The organism is Burkholderia sp. Cy-637 (genome assembly GCF_011753175.1).
GTDB lineage: Bacteria > Pseudomonadota > Gammaproteobacteria > Burkholderiales > Burkholderiaceae > Burkholderia > Burkholderia gladioli.
In genome coordinates this window covers 1-16,061 of sequence record NZ_VWWC01000163.1, presented here as the reverse complement: position 1 = coordinate 16,061, position 16,061 = coordinate 1, and the positions used below count along the sequence as shown (strand labels likewise).

Below are 16,061 nucleotides of genomic sequence, written 5' to 3'. Positions count from 1 at the left end.
GCGAGTAGCGGATCTCGCCGCTGGCCACGTCGCCCCCCCGTGCCGGCACCGTCGACACCATCGACCAGGAACTGGTCGCGCTGGCGCTGAACGGCAGCGGCACCGGCATCTGGGATCGCGACGTGGCCAGCGGCGAGATCCGCTACTCGCCGGAATGGAAGGCGATCCTCGGTTATGCGCCGCATGAACTGAGCAGCCGCATCGAGGATGCGGTGGACCGCCTGCATCCCGACGACCGCGAGTATGTCCAGGCGGAGATGCATGCGCACTTCGAGGGCAGGACCGATCGCTACGAGGTCGAGCACCGGATCCTCTGCAAGGACGGCGGCTACAAGTGGATCTGCAGCCGCGGCAAGGTGATCGCCCGCGATGGCGACGGCCGGGCGCTGCGCATGGTGGGCGCGACCACCGACATCACCGCGCTGCGCGAGACCGCCGCGCGCCTGCAGCAGACCATCGACCTGATCACCAACCTGACCGACGAGGTGGACGGCCTGGTGTTCCAGTATCGCGAGACGGCGGCGGGCGATCGTTTCTTCAGCTACGTGAGCCGCGGCATCCAGCAGATCTACGAACTCGAGCCCGCGCAGGTGGCCGGCAGCGCGGCGCCGGTCGAGGCCTGCATCGACCCGCGCGACCTCGCCGCCTACCGGCACTCGCTGCGCGAGTCGGCCGCGCTGCTGACGCCGTGGCGGCTCGAATTCCGCGTGCAGCTGCCGCGCCAGGGCCTGCGCTGGCGGCACGGCGAGGCGCGGCCGCAGCGCCAGGCGGACGGCGGCACGCTGTGGCACGGCTTCATCACCGACACCACCGAGCGCAAGCGCATCGAGGCGGAGCTGCACGAGCTCGCCACCATCGACCACCTGACCGAGCTGGCCAACCGGCGCGATTTCCTGGCGCAGAGCGAGGCCGTGTTCATGCGGCTGCGCCACACCGGCCACGGCGAGGCGGCGGTGCTGATGCTCGATCTCGACCACTTCAAGTCGCTCAACGATCGCTGGGGCCATGCGCTCGGCGATCGCGCGCTGCGCCACTTCGCCCAGTTGCTGCGGCAGGAGGCGCGCAGCACCGATATCGTCGGGCGCATCGGCGGCGAGGAATTCGCGGTGGTGCTGCCGGGCCTGAGCATCGACGCCGCGATCGACTACGGCCTGCGCCTGCAGCAGCGCATGACCGAGGCACCGCTGGCGGTCGGCGAGCGGCTGGTGGCGCTGACCGTGAGCATCGGCATCGACCGCATGAGCGCCGCCGATCTCGGCGTCGACCAGGTGCTCACGCGTTGCGACAAGGCGCTGTATGTCGCCAAGGCACGCGGGCGGAATCGGATCGAGTTGTACATGGATTGAAATCCGAGGATTGGCACCTCGGGCGTAATGCAGGCCGGGCCGGGCGATTACAATCCGGCGGTAGCTGCCTGACGAGACGCATCGATCCTCCCGATCCGCACAACAAATCGAACCCGCTCGCCGCACCATGACGACAACAAGAAGAAGCCTGATGCTCATCGCCGCCGGTCTGCTGGCCGGGTCGCTGCAAGCCCACGCCCAATGCGTCGACCTGATCGCGCCGCTCGACGACAGCCAGCTGCTGCCCTCGCGCATCGCGCTGATCGATCGCGCCGCGCCCGCCGAGCAGATCCGCATCCTCGCCTACATCTTCGAGCTCGACCAGACGGGCAGCCTGGTGCTGCGCCACCTGGTGCAGGCCGCGCGCCGCGGCGTGCCGGTCAAGCTGCTGATCGACGGCATCGGCCCCGAGCCGCACTACCCGATCGAGGACGAGCTGATCGTCGCGCTGCACGAGGTGGCGCCCGGGCTGGCGCTGCGCATCTTCCACCCGCGCGCGCAACTGGCCGAGCTTTCGCATCGCATGCACGACAAGCTGTTCCTGGTCGGCGACACCGCCGTGATCGGCAGCACCTCGATCTGGGATTCGAGCTTCCGCAACTGGCTCAGCGAGCGCGACCTGATGGTGGCCGGCGATGCCGGCCAGGATGCCTCGACCCTGCATGCCATGCACCAGCATTTCGACCTGTTCTGGGGCAGCGAGGCGGCGGTCAGCCCCGAGCCGGAGAAATTCCTCGGCATCGACTCGCCCTATCGCATCTCGCAGGGTTACGCCGCGCTCGATCCGACGCGCATCCGCTACTGGCGCGAGCGCCTGCTGGCGCCGCTCGATATCGATGCGGGCGCAACCGACGCGAAGGATGCCGCCGGCGTCCCCTTCGATCCGAGCTGGACCCCGATCGCCTGCGAGCGCCTGCGCTACGTGCACGACCAGCCCGACAAGCGCTCGCCCGGCACGCTGCAGGACATGCTGCACGAATTCGAAGCGGCGCAACACGACATCCTCGTCATCAACCCCTACCTGATCCTGGTGCCGGCGCTGCGCGAGGTACTCGAACGCAAGCAACGCGAAGGCATGCGCGTGACCCTGGTGAGCGCCTCGCTGGCCAGCACCGCGCAGGAATTCCCGGCGGTCGGTCGCGCCTATGCCGACGAATTGCCGGACCTGGTGAACGCCGGGATCGAGGTGCGCGAGTATCACGACCGCGAGAACCGCATGATGCACGCCAAGCTGGTGCGCATCGACGGCCATCGCTACTACCTCGGCAGCTACAACTTCGATCCGCTGTCGGCGCACGCCAACACGGAAAACGGCCTGTGGATGGATATCCCCGAGGATGGCGCCGATCCGCTGCGCGACAGCGTGGCGTTCTACCTGCGCCATGCGAGCCCGGTGGCCGATGCCGACGGCCACCTGCTGGAGGACCCCGACGCGCGCTGCCGGGCGGCGGGCTGCGGCGGCGTGTGGCGCTGGGTGACGAAGCTGATCCGGGGTTATCTTTGAACCCGGCATCGCGGCCTCAAGCCGAGGCCAGTTCCTCGGTGACGGCCAGGAAACGCTCGATATCCTCGGGCGTGTGGCAATGCAGCGGCGAGATCCGCACCGCGCCCGCCAGGCCGAAGGACTTCAGCATGCGGCCCGAATACAGGCTGGTGGCCACCCGCTCGTAGACGATCACGCCGCGCTTCTCGTACTCGCGCACCGCCTGCGTCGGCTCCAGTTTCGCGAAGCCGATGCCGACGATCAGGTCGCGCCGCGCCAGCTCGTCGTGATCCCAGTACACCTCGACGCCGTCGATCGCCCGCAGCCCGCGCCGGCCGCCCCGGCCGTCGAGCAGGGTCGCCAGCAGCGCGCGCTCGTGCGCCTCGATGCGTTCCATGCCGGCCACGAACAGCGCGCGCCGATCGTTCGAATCGACGAAGTGCCGGCCGATCCACACCACGTAGTCGACGATCGCCGTCACCACCGCGAACTGCGCGGGCGCCGGGCTGCCGAGCTCCCAGACCCCTTGGTCGCGCGCCGCCAGCCGGTGATGCGGCAGCGCCGCCGCGCGCGGCGACAGCCAGGAGATGCCCGAGCCACGGCAGCCGAAGAACTTGTAGGGCGCGAAATTGATGCCGTCGACGGGCGTCTCGCGCAGGTCGATCACCCCGTGCGGCGCATGCTGGACCGCGTCGACCAGGATGTACAGGTCCGGCTTCACGGCCCGCGCGCGCGCCACGATCTCGGCCAGCTCGAATTTCGCCCCCGAGATGTTCGAGGCCGCCATCACGCTGAGCAGCGCCGTGTCGGCATCGACCAGCGAGACGATCGCCTCGACGTCGACGCCGCCGGTGCGCGGGTTGCTCGGCGCGAGCCGCAGCGACTTGCCGGTGCGCTGCGCGTAATACGTCATCGCGTCGTACGAGGACGGATGCTCGAGGATGGTGGTGACGGCATTGCCGCCGGGCACGTTCTCCATGATCGCGCGCACCATCTCGAACATCGCGCTCGAGGCGGTCAGCGAGGGATAGACGCTGCCGCCGACGGCGTTCAGGATGGTCCGCACGTCGGCCTCGCCATCGGCCTGGATCGCCTGAAGGTCGAGCGCGCGCGCATGGATGCGCTCGGGACAATCGGGCAGCGCGTCCACGCGTGCCCAGGCCTCGACGGCCGCCTTCAGGCGGAACGAGCCGCCCGCGTTGTCGAGGAACAGGCGCTCGCGGCCGTCGATATCGCGATCGACGTGATGGAAACGCGACCTGATTTCCGTCATCAGGGTTTCGGGGAAAAAAGCGCCTCGTTCACTGCTCATCTGTCTTGCTCCTGTCATTACCGATTCCCGCCGGCCCGCCAGGGCCGGCCTCATTGCTCCAGCGAGGCGAGATAGGCGCGGCCCTTCGCTTCGTCATACTGACCTTCCCACCTGGCGATCACCAGCGGCGCGAGCGCATTGCCGACCACGTTCAGCGCGGTGCGCCCCATGTCCATCACGCGGTCCACCCCGGCGATCATGGCCAGGCCCTCCAGCGGCAGCCCCGCGCTGGCCAGCGTCGCCAGCAGGATCACGAACATGAAGCCGGGCACGCCCGCCGCGCCCTTCGAGGTGACCACCATGGTCAGCGTCAGGACCAGCTGCTCCTGCCAGCCGAGATGGATGCCGTACAACTGCGCGACGAACAGCGTGCCGATGCCCAGATAGATCGAGGCGCCGTCGAGGTTGAAGGTATAGCCGGTCGGCACCACGAAGGTGGTGATGCTCTTGGGTGCGCCGTAATCCTCCATCTTGCGCATCAGTTGCGGCAGCACGGTGGCCGAGCTGCAGGTGGAGAAGGCGATGATCAGCTCCTGGCGGATCACGCGCAGCAGCGTCATGATCCGGAATCCGAACAGACGCGCGGCGAGGCCGAGCACGCCCAGCGCGAACAGCAGGATGGCCAGGTAGGTCACCGCCACCAGCTTCAGCAGCGGCAGCAGCGAGGCGAAGCCGAAATTCGCCACGGTCACCGCGATCAGCGCGCACACGCCGATCGGCGCGTAGCGCATCACCATGCCGGTGACGTTGAACATGGTGTCGGCGATGCCCTTGAGCATCGCCAGCACCGGCTTGCGGTACTCGTCCGGCACCGCCTGCAGGCCGAGCCCGAACAGCAGCGAAAAGAAGATCACCGGCAGCAGGTCGCCCTTGGCCATCGAGGCGACGATGTTGTCGGGAATCACGCCCAGCAGCAGCGCCATCAGCCCGTGATGCCCCTGCACCTGCCGGGTCGCCTGCTGGTAGCCCGAGATATCGACATGGCCGAGCCGCGAGAGATCGGTGCCCACGCCGGGCTGCAGCAGGTTGCCGATCAGCAGCCCGAGCACGATCGCGATGGTGGTGACCACCTCGAAATAGATCAGGGTCTTCAGGCCGATGCGGCCGAGCGACTTGCCGTCGCCCACGCCGGCGATGCCGATCACCATGCTGGTGAAGACGATCGGCACCACGATCATGCGGATCAGCTTGATGAAGATGTCGCCGGCCGGCTGCAGGAAGCCCGCCACGGCGGCCTCGCGCAGCGAGGGGAAACGGTTCAGCACCAGCCCGGCCACGATGCCGAGCGCCAGGCCGATCACGATCTGCCAGGCCAGGCCCAGGCGCGGCCGGCGAACCGTGGGCGGGGCGGGCTGGGCCGGCGGGGCGGGCGGGTTGTCGACGGCGGTATCCATGCTCACTCCAGGTTGGTGGGTCGGCGCGATCAGGCCACCACCTTATGCAGCCGAAATAAGCAAAAAAAGCGATTTTTTGATATGTGAAAATATCGCTTTTCTTCATGCGAGGGCCGCGCGATGCTGACCTTCAAGCAGATGGAGGCGCTGTACTGGATCGTCCAGCTCGGCTCCTTCGAGGCCGCGGCCGCGCGGCTCAACACCACCCAGTCGGCCGTCTCCAAGCGCATCCAGGAACTCGAGCGCGCCTTCGAGCTGACCATGTTCGATCGCGCGCATCGCAGCGCGCGGCTCACCGACAAGGGCGCGGAACTGTTCGAGCACGCGCGGGATCTGCTGGAGCGGCGCGACCGCATCGTCGAGCAGATCTCCTCGAAGGAGGCGCTGGTAAGGCAGATCCGCATCGGCGTGACCGAGCTGACCGCGCTGACCTGGCTGCCGCGCCTGGTGGCGGCGATCCAGGCCGCGTATCCGAAGGTGCGGGTGGAGGCCGAGGTGGACCTCAACGCGACGCTGCGCGAGCGCCTGGCCGCCGACACGATCGACCTGATCGTGGTGCCGCGGATCCACGCCACCGAGCCCTTCGCGGCCACCCCGGTGGGCCGCGTCGACAATGCCTGGATGTGCGCGGCGGGCGTGGCGCCGCGGCGCCGGGCGCCGCTCGCGCTGGCCGACATCGCGCAACTGCCGCTGATCCTGCAGGGCAACCTGTCGGGCACCGGGCAGCTCTACACGCGCTTCCTGCAGGAGCAGGGCGTGAACCTGCAACGCGTGCTGGCCAGCAACAGCCTGATCGCGCAGATCGGTCTGGCGCTGTCGGGCCTCGGCATCAGCTACCTGCCGCGAGCCTGCGTCGCGCATCTGGTCGACAGCGGCGCGCTCGAGGTGGTGCGCACGCGCCCCGCCCTGCCGCCGGTGTCCTACGTCGCGCTGCACCGCGCCGAGCGGGCCCAGGCCCTGCATGCCGAGATCGCGCGGCTGGCGGCGCAATCCTGCGACTTCGGGCTCAACCTGATGGCGCCGGCCGCGCCGCGTGCCTGAGGCGAGCCGGCCTGCGCAACGCCGCCCGGCCCGCATCGCCGGCTGGCTCCCGCCCATCGCCGGTGGTAGACTGCGCTGCGATTTTTCCCACCCGATTCCTATGCTCCGGCGCTCCCGCACCCGATTCACCGCATGGCTTGGCCTGCTGGCCATGTGGCTGATCGTGCTCGCGCCGCTGGTCAGCCAGCTGCTGGCGGCGCATCGCGCGGACGATCCGACCGTGGCCGCGATCTGCTCGACCGCGCACGCGCCATCGCAGTCGATGGCCATGTCGATGCCGATGCCGGCCGACAGCGCGATGCAGATGGATCACACCGACCCGCTGGCCGCCTGCGGCTACTGCGACCTGCTCGCCGACCACCTCGTGCTGCCCAGCCTGCCGCCCGCGCCGCTGGTGCTGGTGATGCTGGTCGCGCTGGCCGCGGCGCCTGTTCTGTCCACCCGCTTCACGCCGCTCGGCGCCTTCCCTTCCGGCCGTCCCCGCGCCCCGCCCCGGTTTTCCTGAGCCTTGCCTGTTGCCTGCCGCGCCACGCCCTGCCTGGCGCGGGCAGCCGCATGTCCATGCATTCCAGGAAATCCCATGCTGTCCTACACATCCCGAGCGGCGCATGTCCGCGCGCGGCAGCGTGCCCGCGCCATCGCGCTGGGCCTGCTGCCCTTTTCCCTGCCCCTGCTGATCCAGCCGGCCCATGCCGACAACCCGGCTGCCGCCGTGCCCGAAGCCGCGCGCGAGCAAGCCGGGCCCACCTCCGGCACGACGCCCTCGCCCGACGACCCCGTTGCGGTGCTGCCGACCGTCAACGTCAGCGCCGCCTCGCCCGCCGGCGGCGGCAGCGCCCGCCCCGCGCTGGACCCGAACCTGCCGGCCTCGACCGAAACCGTCACGCGCCGCCAGTTCGAGAACTGGAACGTGGTGAATACCGAGGACGTGCTGAAGTACATGCCCAACCTCGCGGTGCGCAAGCGCTTCATCGGCGATCTCAATTCGATCATCGCGGTACGCGGCACCAGCAATTCGCAGAGCGCGCGCGGCCTGGTCTACGCGGACGGCCTGCTGCTGTCGAACCTGCTCGGCAACAGCTATTCGTTCCCGCCGCGCTGGTCGATGGTGTTCCCGGCCGAAATCCGCCAGGTGGACGTGATCTACGGGCCGTTCTCGGCGCTCTACCCGGGCAATTCGCTGGGCGCCACGGTGCTGATCAGCACCCGGATGCCGACGCAATTCCAGGCCGATGCCGACGTGAAGGCCTTCACCCAGCACTTCAGCCTGTTCGGCGTGAACCGCAACTTCAACGGCAGCGAAGGCAGCGCGACGATCGGCAACCGGATCGGCAAATTCTCGTTCTTCATCGGCGCCAACCACCTGGAGAACACCAGCCAGCCGCTGCAGTTCGCCACGCTCGCGAAGTCGAGCACGCCGGCGAAACCGGGCGACATCCCGGTGACCGGCGCCTCGTTCTACAACAACCAGACCAATACGCCGACGGCCGTGCTCGGCGTGAACGGCGAAGGCATCGAGCACACCGTTCAGGACCAGCTCAAGCTGAAGCTGCAATACGACTTCACGCCCACCTTGCAGGGCGGCTTCACGCTCGGCTACTGGCACCAGACCTATAACAGCGACACGCCGAGCTTCCTGCGCGACGCGAACGGCAAGCCCGTCTACAGCGGGCTGGTGAACATCGGCGGCTACGAGTACAACATCCCGGCCGCCGCGCTGGCGCCGAGCCTGGGCTGGAGCGAGAACTGGCTCTACGGGCTGTCGCTGAGGACGCACCATGCGACGGGCTGGAACGGCGAGGCGATCGCCTCGCTCTACGACGTGTCGAACAGCGTGGCGCGCACCGCCAATTCCGGCGTGCCCGGCAACGGCCCGGGCCTGCTCACCTACGGCGACGGCACCGGCTGGAAGACGCTCGACCTGAAGGCGACCTGGACCCCGCCCTCGGCGCAGGCCGGCCTGGCCAACCACGCCCTCAGCTTCGGTTACCACTACGACAACTACTACACCGACAGCCGCACCTTCAACACCGCCGACTGGCGCGACGGCGCGGCCGGCAGCCTGGCCAACGCCTTCGCGGGACGCACGCAGACCCAGGCCGCCTACGCGCAGGACGCCTGGCGCTTCCTGCCGCGCTGGAAGCTCGTCTACGGGCTGCGCTACGAGGACTGGCAGGCTTATGGCGGCTCGCAATCGCTCGGCGGCACCAGCCTGCCCTATGCCGGCGCCGACCAGCATCACTATTCGCCGAAGGCCTCGCTGTCCTTCGACCTGACCGACGAGCTGACGCTGCGCGCCTCGATCGCGCGTGCCTACCGCTTCCCGACCGTGGGCGAGCTGTTCCAGGGGCAAATCACCGGTTCCTCGATCGTCAACAACAATCCGAACCTGCAGCCCGAGAACGACCTGTCGAAGGAACTGACCGCCGAGTGGGCGCACTGGAACGGGTTGTTCCGGCTCTCGCTGTTCGAGGACGAGGTGAAGAACGCGATCTTCAGCCAGACCGACATCACCGTGATCCCGAACGTCACCAACTTCCAGAACATCGGCAAGGTGCGTTCGCGCGGCGTCGAGCTGAGCTACACGGGCCAGGATGTCGGCCTGCGCGGCCTGGACCTGATCGCGAGCCTGGCCTACACGCAGTCGCGGATCCTCGCCAACGCGCAGAACCCGGCCACGGTCGGCAAGTACTTCTACCGGATCCCGCTATGGCGCGCGGATCTCGCCGGCACCTACCGCATCGGCGAACGCTACGCGGTGACGCTCGCCGCGCGCTACTCGGGGCGCCAGTACAACACGCTGACCAACACCGATTCGAACCCGAACGTGTTCGGCGGCACCAGCAGCTACCTGGTGGCCGATGCCAAGTTCACGTTCCATCCGAGCAAGCTCAGCGAGATCGGCGTGGGCATCGACAACCTGTTCGACTCGCGCTACTTCGTCTACCACCCGTATCCGGGCCGCACCTTCTACCTGGAAGGCCGGCTGCGGATGTAGGGGCCGCGGGGCGCCGGCCGAATGCCGGCGCCCGCCGCTCCCCCTTTTCGATGAAGCGGGCCGCCCGAAATCCGGCCCGGCTTCGTCACGCCCGATCGTGTGACCCTACTAACATCATGAGATTGCATTATCACATTTAATGTGATTTCATTATCACCCGCGACGGGCCGCTTCCGACCGAGCCCGCTCCGCCCTCATGACAAGGAAGAGACCCAGATGGAGACAATCGCCGTGATCGGCAGCAACATGGTCGACCTCGTGACCTACGTCGAGCGCATGCCCGTGCGCGGCGAGACGCTGGAGGCGCCGAACTTCGAGCTCGGCTGCGGCGGCAAGGGCGCCAACCAGGCGGTGGCGGCGGCGCGCCTGGGCGCGCGCGTGGTGATGGTCAGCAAGGTCGGCGACGACGTGTTCGCCGACAACACCCTGCGCAACTTCGAGCGCGAAGGCATCGACACCACCCACGTGGGCCGCGTGCCCGGCGTGCCCAGCGGCGTGGCGCCGATCTTCGTCGAACCCGATTCCAGCAACAGCATCCTGATCGTCAAGGGCGCCAACCGGCACCTGCTGCCGGCCGACATCGAGGCGGCCGCGCCCAAGCTGCGCGAATGCGCGCTGATCGTGCTGCAGCTCGAGATCGAACTCGAGACCGTCTACCACGCGATCGAATTCGGCGCGCGGCACGGCATCCCGGTGCTGCTGAACCCGGCGCCCGCCACCGCCGCGCTCGATTTCGAGCGGATCCGCACGGTCGAATTCTTCGTGCCCAACGAAACCGAGCTGGCGATCGTGTCCGGCATGCCGGTCGATTCGCCCGAGGCCGCGGCGCGTGCCGCGCAGGCGCTGGTCGAGCGCGGCCTCAAGCAGGTGCTGGTCACGCTGGGCGCCCAGGGCTCGCTGCTGGTCTCGCGCGAGGGCGTGCAGCACGTCGCCGGCGTGCCGGTGCAGGCACGCGATACCACCGGCGCGGGCGACGCCTACATCGGCTGCTTCGCGCGCTACTACGCGAGCTCGCGCGACGCGGCGAGCGCCATGCGCCACGCCTCGGCCTATGCCGCGCATTCGGTCACCGGCTTCGGCACCCAGAAGTCCTACGCCGACGCGGCCGGCTTCGAACGCTTCCTGCGCGACGCCGGCCGCTGAGCGCGGCGCCGCCCATCGACGCAACCAGACAGAGAGACAACCCCGGGAAGGAGACACCCATGAGCCGAGCCAGGATCGAACAATCGCCCGACGGCTATTACCTGAATCGCACGCCCCTGTTCGCGTTCACGCTGCTGTGCTGCCTGTTCGCGCTGTGGGGCACCGCCGCCAACCTCAACGACGTGCTGATCGCGCAGTTCAAGAAGTCCTTCTTCCTGTCCGATTTCGAATCGGCCTTCGTGCAGTCGGCCTTTTATCTCGGCTACTTCTTCCTGGCGATCCCGGCCGCCACGGTGGTGAAGAAATTCAGCTACAAGACCACCATCCTGGTCGGCCTGCTGCTCTATACCACCGGCTGCCTGCTGTTCTTCCCGGCGGCCTCGACGGCCAAGTACGGCATGTTCCTGGTGGCGCTGTTCGTGATCGCCGCCGGCCTGTCCTTCCTCGAGACGGCCTCGAACTCCTATTCGACGCTGATGGGCCCGCGCGAGACCAGCACGCGCCGCCTGAACATCTCGCAGACCTTCTACCCGTTCGGCGCGATGGCGGGCGTCTACATGGGCAGCTTCCTGATCTTCAAGCAGGGCGACGCCTCGCACGCGCAGCTCGCGGCGATGTCGGCCGCCGAGGCGCATGTGCACCAACTGGCGATGATCCAGGCCACGCTGGAGCCCTACAAGTTCCTGATCGTGGTGCTGGCCGCCGTGTTCGTGGTGTTCGCGCTGACGCCCTATCCGTCCTGCAAGGGCAACACCGGCACCGCGGCCACGCATCGCATCGACGCGCGCGGCACGCTCGCGCGGCTGTTCGGCAACCGCCGCTTCGTGGCCGGCATCGTCGCGCAGTTCCTCTACGTGGGCGCGCAGGTCGGCGTGTGGAGCTTCACGATCCGGCTGGCGATGCAGATCGGCGGCCTGAGCGAACGCGGCGCCTCGCGCTACCTGCTGGCCACCTTCTTCGCCTTCTTCGTCGGCAAGCTGGTCGCCACCCTGGTGATGAAGCGCGTCGGCCCGGCCAAGGTGCTGATCGTCTACGGCGTGCTGTGCATCGCCCTGCTCGCCTACACCATCAGCGTGCACAACATCACGGCCGTCTACGCGGCGGTGGGCGTGAGCGTGTTCCTCGGCCCCTGCTGGCCGACCATCTACGGGCTCACCATCGACGGCCTGGGCAAGGACACCGAATACGGCGGCTCGATCCTGGTGATGAGCATCGTCGGCGGCGCGGTGGTGCCGCTGATCCAGGGGCTGATCTCCGACCACACCGGCGGCAACATGCAGCTCGCCTTCGTGGTGCCGCTGGCCTGCTTCGTGGTGATCGTCTACTACGGCTACTACTGCCTGCGCCACCAGCCGGCCTCGACGCCCGACGCGCCGGGCGAGGCCGATGCCGGCTCGCGCTACGTCGACACGCGCCACACCTCGGGAGCCTGAGCATGCGAGGCGAGATCGAACTGCGTCGCGACGACTTCCGCGAGACGCCGCGCACGCTGTACCGCGCCGAGGGCATGAGCGTCACCGCCTTCGCCTATCCATCGGGCGTGGAGGCGCTGCGGCTGGAGAATCGCCGCGGGCAACTGGTGGTGCTGCCCTACCTGGGGCAGATGATCTGGGCCGCCGCCTTCGACGGCCGCGATCTCACCATGAAGCAGATGTTCCGGCAGCCGAAGCGCGCGGCCTCGATCATCGACACCTACGGCTGCTTCATGTTCCATAGCGGCCTGTTGCGCAACGGCTGCCCGGGGCCGGAGGACACGCACGCGCTGCACGGCGAGATGCCCTGCGCGTCGATGGATCGGGCCAGCCTGGTGGTGGGCGCCGACCAGCACGGCGGCTGGCTGGAGGTGACGGGCGAATACGAATACGTGCAGGGTTTCGGCAGCCACTACCTGGCGCGGCCCTCGGTGCGGCTCGCCGAGCACGAGGCGCTGATGCGCATCGGCATGCAGGTGACGAACCTGGGCGGCGCGCCGATGGACCTGATGTACATGGCGCACCTGAACTACGCCTACGTGCCGGGAGGGCGCTTCGAGCAGGCGCTCGGGGCTGGCGGCCTGCGCCTGCGCGAAAGCGTGCCGGCCCATGTCAGGCCAACGCCGGCCTGGCGCGACTACACGGCGGCGCTGGCGCGCGAACCCGAGCGGCTCGCCACGCTCGACACGCCCGGGCTGTACGACCCCGAGATCGTGTTTTTCATGAACCAGGCGCGTGCCGGCCGGGACGGCCTGGCGCATTTCCGGCTGCATCATCCGGATGGCGGCGCCTTCCATACCGCCTATTGCCCCGAGCAGTTCCCGCACGCGACGCGCTGGATCCTGCACAACGCCGACCAGCAGGTGGCCGCCTTCGCGCTGCCCTCGACCTGCGAGCCCGAAGGGTACCTGGCCGAGCAGCGCAAGGGCCACGTGGCCGTGCTCGCGCCCGGCGCGACGCGCGAATTCGAGGTGCTGACGGGCTACCTGAGCCCGGCCGAAGTGATGGAGGGGAAATACGCGATGGAGCCCGCGCGCGATGCCTGAGGCAGCGCGCCGACCGCGCTCAGGTCACCAGGGCGATGCCGTGTTCGCGCAGGCTGCTCTCGTAGCGCGGGTTCGGCTGCGCATCGGAGATCACGTAGTGGAAGTCGGTCAGTTCGGCGAAATAAGCCGCGCGGACTTCGTCGAACTTGCTGTGGTCGACCAGCAGGAAGCGGTTCTGCGCGCGCTGCATCACCTTCTTCTTGGCGTCCACTTCATGGAAGTTGAAGCAGGTCACGCCGCAGCGATCGCTCACGCCGGCCGCCGAGATGAAGGCCTTCGAGACGCGCACCGTGTCGAGGATGCCGGTCTCGGCCACCGATTCGAATACCATGTTCTTGCGGTGATAGACCCCGCCGCACAGAATCACGCTGCAATGCGGCTTCTGCTGCAGCTTGGCGAACACGTTCAGCGAATTGCAGACGGCCGTGAATTCGAGCGCGTCGGGAATGAAGTCGATCAGGAAGGGCGTGGTGGAGCCGCAGTCGACGAAGATGGTGTCGCCGGTCTTGACGAACTGGGCGGCGAGCTTGCCGATGCGGCGCTTCTGCTCGGTCTGCCGGTGGTTCTCGGCGCTGATCAGGTATTCGCCGATATCGCTGCGCTGCGCATCGAAATGGCGCGTCACGTAGCCGCCGATCAGGCTCAGGCCATGCGGATTGTCGGCCAGGTCGCGGCGGATCGTCATCTCGGACACGTCGAACAGCTCGGCCACTTCCCGCAGATGAATCGCGTTCTGCCCTTGCAGCACGTTCATCAGCGTCCTGATCCGTTCGCCCTTCCTGGTTTCCATGCCTGTATCCTGCCTGCCCGTCGCGTGTGGTGCCGGGCGCGGGGGCCCGGTCGGAATGTCGTATTTGTAACAAACCGATGTGAAAACATCAACTTTCCGTGTGCCGTTTTTTCTATCCATTCGACGCACGCTCCGTGGAGTTCCAAAACATGTCGCTTTCCAACGCCCAACTCGCCCAAACCATCGATCACACGCTGCTCGCGCCCGACGCCAGCGACGCGCAGATCCGCGAACTCTGCCGCCAGGCGGCCGAGCATCGCTTCTACTCGGTCTGCGTGAATTCGGCGAACGTGCCGCTGGCCGCGCGCGAGCTGGCCGGCAGCCCGGTGCTGGTCTGCTCGGTGGTCGGTTTCCCGCTCGGCGCGGGCCTGTCCGCGGCCAAGGCCTTCGAGGCCTCGGCCGCGATCGCGGCCGGCGCCGGCGAGATCGACATGGTGGTCAATCTCGGCGCGCTCAAGAGCGGCCGCCTCGACGACGTGAAGGCCGATATCGCGGCCGTGCAGCAGGCCTGCGCCGCGGTGCCGCTGAAGGTGATCCTGGAGACGGGCCTGCTCGACGAGGCGCAGAAGGTCGCCGTCTGCGAGATCTGCCGCGAGCTCGGCGTGGCCTTCGTGAAGACCTCGACCGGCTTCGGCCACGGCGGCGCGACGCTCGACGACGTCCGGCTGATGCGCCGCGTGGTGGGCCCGGAGATGGGGGTGAAGGCCTCGGGCGGCGTGCGCGACCGCGCCGCCGCGCTGGCCATGATCGAGGCCGGCGCCACGCGCCTGGGCACCAGCTCGGGGGTGGCGATCGTCAGCGGCGGGGAGAACCCGGGGAGCGGGTACTGAGCAGCGGAATGTGACAGGCAGCCACCTGGCTGCCTGTTGAAGCGGGCCTCGTTGAAGCGGACCTCGCCGAAGCGCGCCATGCCTTTTCAAGGAACAGCCGCGACGGCGAGGTTCGTGCGGATTCGGCGTCGATCCGCTATGGGCCCTTGAACGGGTTCAGCACACGGGCACCGGTTCCGGCGAAATCGTCCACGTTGCGCGTCACCACGGTCAGATCGTGAATCAAGGCCGTGGCGGCGATCACCTTATCCAGCGAGTGTTCCGGGCGAGGCACACGCAGGTAGCCCCACATCTGCCCGATCTCCTTGTCCACCACGAGAATGTTCGCGGCAAACTCCCGGAGCACGCCATCGAGCCAGTTCGCGAGACGCGTTGCCTGGGATTTGTCGCCACGGTGACGGATGATTTCCACACCTCGCCGCAGTTCGCCCACCGTCACCACCGACAGGTACAGGCCGGCATCGTCGCGGGCCGCCTGGCGAAAGAAGGCCATCACGCCCTTGTCCGCACGATCCCGTTTCCGGATTTCGCTGACCACATTGGCGTCAATCAAATACATTCGCCGCCTCGCCATCGTCCACGCGCGCAAAATCGACATCGCTACCGACGTTCGGCATGCCCATCAGCGCTTGCGCGAATGTCTTGCGTTGCGGCTCGCGCAGCGCCCTTGCCAGGATTTCACGATGCTCGGCTTCCGCGCTGTGCCCGTGAGCGGCAGCCCGCTCGCGCAAGATTTGAACAAGCATTTCGTCCACGTTTCTCACCAGAAGATTAGCCATGAGTCGCTCCATGATCGCGGTGCTAGCAATGTTAGCACTCGGTGCCGAATACGCGGACATGGAGATCCAATCCCGACAACGTGCCGCATCGTCTACTGCCAAATCGGCTGCTCGTCGTCGTGACCTGGTCACATCATGCCCTCGAACACCCGGTTTCAAGCATTCGCTAGCCATCCGGCAGAGTGTCGGATTGACGTCAGGGGGCTACGGCATGTCTATCGAGCGAGTTGCCGCTCGGCATCGTTCGCGTCGTCGTGACGCAGGATCGAGGCGCGCCTTCCAGCCCTGACGCCGCTCCCGGGCAGCGAGCAGCGCCTACGACCCGCTCGGGGCTCAATATCCATGCGCATCTCCATTGCCGGCGCCGCCGCCTCCGGCCCCGCCCGGCGTGCCGCCCACCGCGCCGCTGCGGGCCCCGCCGCTGCCC

14 protein-coding genes are annotated in these 16,061 nt (G+C 67.9%); 9 read left to right on the top strand and 5 right to left on the bottom strand.

Annotated features, from left to right (window positions below):
* The first annotated feature begins 11 nt into the window (after positions 1–11).
* Entirely contained in the window at positions 12–1,346 is a 1,335-nt protein-coding gene (locus F3J10_RS28960) for a diguanylate cyclase (protein ID WP_345791239.1), read from the top strand.
* 151 nt (positions 1,347–1,497) lie between these two features.
* Complete coding sequence (locus F3J10_RS28955; protein ID WP_240155738.1) at positions 1,498–2,850, top strand: phosphatidylserine/phosphatidylglycerophosphate/cardiolipin synthase family protein; 1,353 nt, start codon at positions 1,498–1,500, stop codon at positions 2,848–2,850.
* A 16-nt stretch (positions 2,851–2,866) separates the two neighbouring features.
* Here F3J10_RS28955 and F3J10_RS28950 read toward each other — a convergent pair whose 3' ends face one another.
* Together F3J10_RS28950 and F3J10_RS28945 are read right to left on the bottom strand one after the other, a co-directional pair.
* Entirely contained in the window at positions 2,867–4,141 is a 1,275-nt protein-coding gene (locus tag F3J10_RS28950) for an aminotransferase class V-fold PLP-dependent enzyme (RefSeq protein ID WP_167243541.1), read from the bottom strand.
* Positions 4,142–4,191: 50 nt separating this feature from the next.
* The gene (locus tag F3J10_RS28945; protein ID WP_167243540.1) at positions 4,192–5,535 is read right to left on the bottom strand and encodes a cation:dicarboxylase symporter family transporter; all 1,344 of its coding nucleotides are present in this window, start codon (positions 5,533–5,535) and stop codon (positions 4,192–4,194) included.
* Between the two features lie 120 nt (positions 5,536–5,655).
* Between F3J10_RS28945 and F3J10_RS28940 the strand changes: the two genes are divergently transcribed.
* From F3J10_RS28940 to F3J10_RS28915, 6 genes are all read left to right on the top strand, one after another.
* On the top strand, positions 5,656–6,576 hold the full coding sequence (locus tag F3J10_RS28940) for a LysR family transcriptional regulator (RefSeq protein ID WP_167243539.1): 921 nt from the start codon (positions 5,656–5,658) through the stop codon (positions 6,574–6,576).
* Between the two features lie 100 nt (positions 6,577–6,676).
* Positions 6,677–7,081, top strand: coding sequence for a DUF2946 domain-containing protein (locus tag F3J10_RS28935; RefSeq protein ID WP_025101964.1), 405 nt, complete (start codon positions 6,677–6,679; stop codon positions 7,079–7,081).
* 75 nt (positions 7,082–7,156) lie between these two features.
* The gene (locus tag F3J10_RS28930; RefSeq protein ID WP_167243538.1) at positions 7,157–9,574 is read left to right on the top strand and encodes a TonB-dependent receptor; all 2,418 of its coding nucleotides are present in this window, start codon (positions 7,157–7,159) and stop codon (positions 9,572–9,574) included.
* A gap of 216 nt (positions 9,575–9,790) precedes the next feature.
* Complete coding sequence (rbsK, locus tag F3J10_RS28925; protein WP_025101962.1) at positions 9,791–10,717, top strand: ribokinase; 927 nt, start codon at positions 9,791–9,793, stop codon at positions 10,715–10,717.
* Positions 10,718–10,776: 59 nt separating this feature from the next.
* Complete coding sequence (fucP, locus tag F3J10_RS28920) at positions 10,777–12,150, top strand: L-fucose:H+ symporter permease (protein WP_167243537.1); 1,374 nt, start codon at positions 10,777–10,779, stop codon at positions 12,148–12,150.
* Between the two features lie 2 nt (positions 12,151–12,152).
* Positions 12,153–13,235 (top strand): aldose 1-epimerase family protein, encoded by a 1,083-nt coding sequence (locus F3J10_RS28915; RefSeq protein WP_167243536.1) that lies wholly within the window; start codon positions 12,153–12,155, stop codon positions 13,233–13,235.
* Between the two features lie 19 nt (positions 13,236–13,254).
* Here F3J10_RS28915 and deoR read toward each other — a convergent pair whose 3' ends face one another.
* Positions 13,255–14,025, bottom strand: a complete 771-nt coding sequence (gene deoR, locus F3J10_RS28910; RefSeq protein ID WP_025101959.1) for a DNA-binding transcriptional repressor DeoR — start codon at positions 14,023–14,025, stop codon at positions 13,255–13,257.
* Between the two features lie 149 nt (positions 14,026–14,174).
* Here deoR and deoC point away from each other — a divergent pair, with 149 nt between their 5' ends.
* A complete protein-coding gene (gene deoC / locus F3J10_RS28905; RefSeq protein WP_167243535.1) occupies positions 14,175–14,855 on the top strand; it encodes a deoxyribose-phosphate aldolase in 681 nt (226 codons plus the stop codon).
* 136 nt (positions 14,856–14,991) lie between these two features.
* Here the strand turns inward: deoC and F3J10_RS28900 are convergent, their stop codons facing one another.
* Positions 14,992–15,414 (bottom strand): type II toxin-antitoxin system VapC family toxin, encoded by a 423-nt coding sequence (locus tag F3J10_RS28900; RefSeq protein ID WP_167232324.1) that lies wholly within the window; start codon positions 15,412–15,414, stop codon positions 14,992–14,994.
* Complete coding sequence (locus tag F3J10_RS28895; protein ID WP_025101956.1) at positions 15,401–15,634, bottom strand: hypothetical protein; 234 nt, start codon at positions 15,632–15,634, stop codon at positions 15,401–15,403. The genes F3J10_RS28900 and F3J10_RS28895 overlap by 14 nt, the downstream gene beginning before the upstream one ends.
* Between the last annotated feature and the right edge of the window lie 427 nt (positions 15,635–16,061).

Excerpts from the sequence above, each read along its gene's own strand:
- F3J10_RS28955 (WP_240155738.1), top strand. The coding sequence starts at position 1,498 with ATGCTCATCGCCGCCGGTCTGCTGGCCGGGTCGCTGCAAGCCCACGCC.
- F3J10_RS28950 (WP_167243541.1), bottom strand. The coding sequence starts at position 4,141 with ATGAGCAGTGAACGAGGCGCTTTTTTCCCCGAAACCCTGATGACGGAA.
- F3J10_RS28945 (WP_167243540.1), bottom strand. The coding sequence starts at position 5,535 with ATGGATACCGCCGTCGACAACCCGCCCGCCCCGCCGGCCCAGCCCGCC.
- F3J10_RS28940 (WP_167243539.1), top strand. The coding sequence starts at position 5,656 with ATGCTGACCTTCAAGCAGATGGAGGCGCTGTACTGGATCGTCCAGCTC.
- F3J10_RS28935 (WP_025101964.1), top strand. The coding sequence starts at position 6,677 with ATGCTCCGGCGCTCCCGCACCCGATTCACCGCATGGCTTGGCCTGCTG.
- F3J10_RS28930 (WP_167243538.1), top strand. The coding sequence starts at position 7,157 with ATGCTGTCCTACACATCCCGAGCGGCGCATGTCCGCGCGCGGCAGCGT.
- rbsK (WP_025101962.1), top strand. The coding sequence starts at position 9,791 with ATGGAGACAATCGCCGTGATCGGCAGCAACATGGTCGACCTCGTGACC.
- fucP (WP_167243537.1), top strand. The coding sequence starts at position 10,777 with ATGAGCCGAGCCAGGATCGAACAATCGCCCGACGGCTATTACCTGAAT.
- F3J10_RS28915 (WP_167243536.1), top strand. The coding sequence starts at position 12,153 with ATGCGAGGCGAGATCGAACTGCGTCGCGACGACTTCCGCGAGACGCCG.
- deoR (WP_025101959.1), bottom strand. The coding sequence starts at position 14,025 with ATGGAAACCAGGAAGGGCGAACGGATCAGGACGCTGATGAACGTGCTG.
- deoC (WP_167243535.1), top strand. The coding sequence starts at position 14,175 with ATGTCGCTTTCCAACGCCCAACTCGCCCAAACCATCGATCACACGCTG.
- F3J10_RS28900 (WP_167232324.1), bottom strand. The coding sequence starts at position 15,414 with ATGTATTTGATTGACGCCAATGTGGTCAGCGAAATCCGGAAACGGGAT.
- F3J10_RS28895 (WP_025101956.1), bottom strand. The coding sequence starts at position 15,634 with ATGGCTAATCTTCTGGTGAGAAACGTGGACGAAATGCTTGTTCAAATC.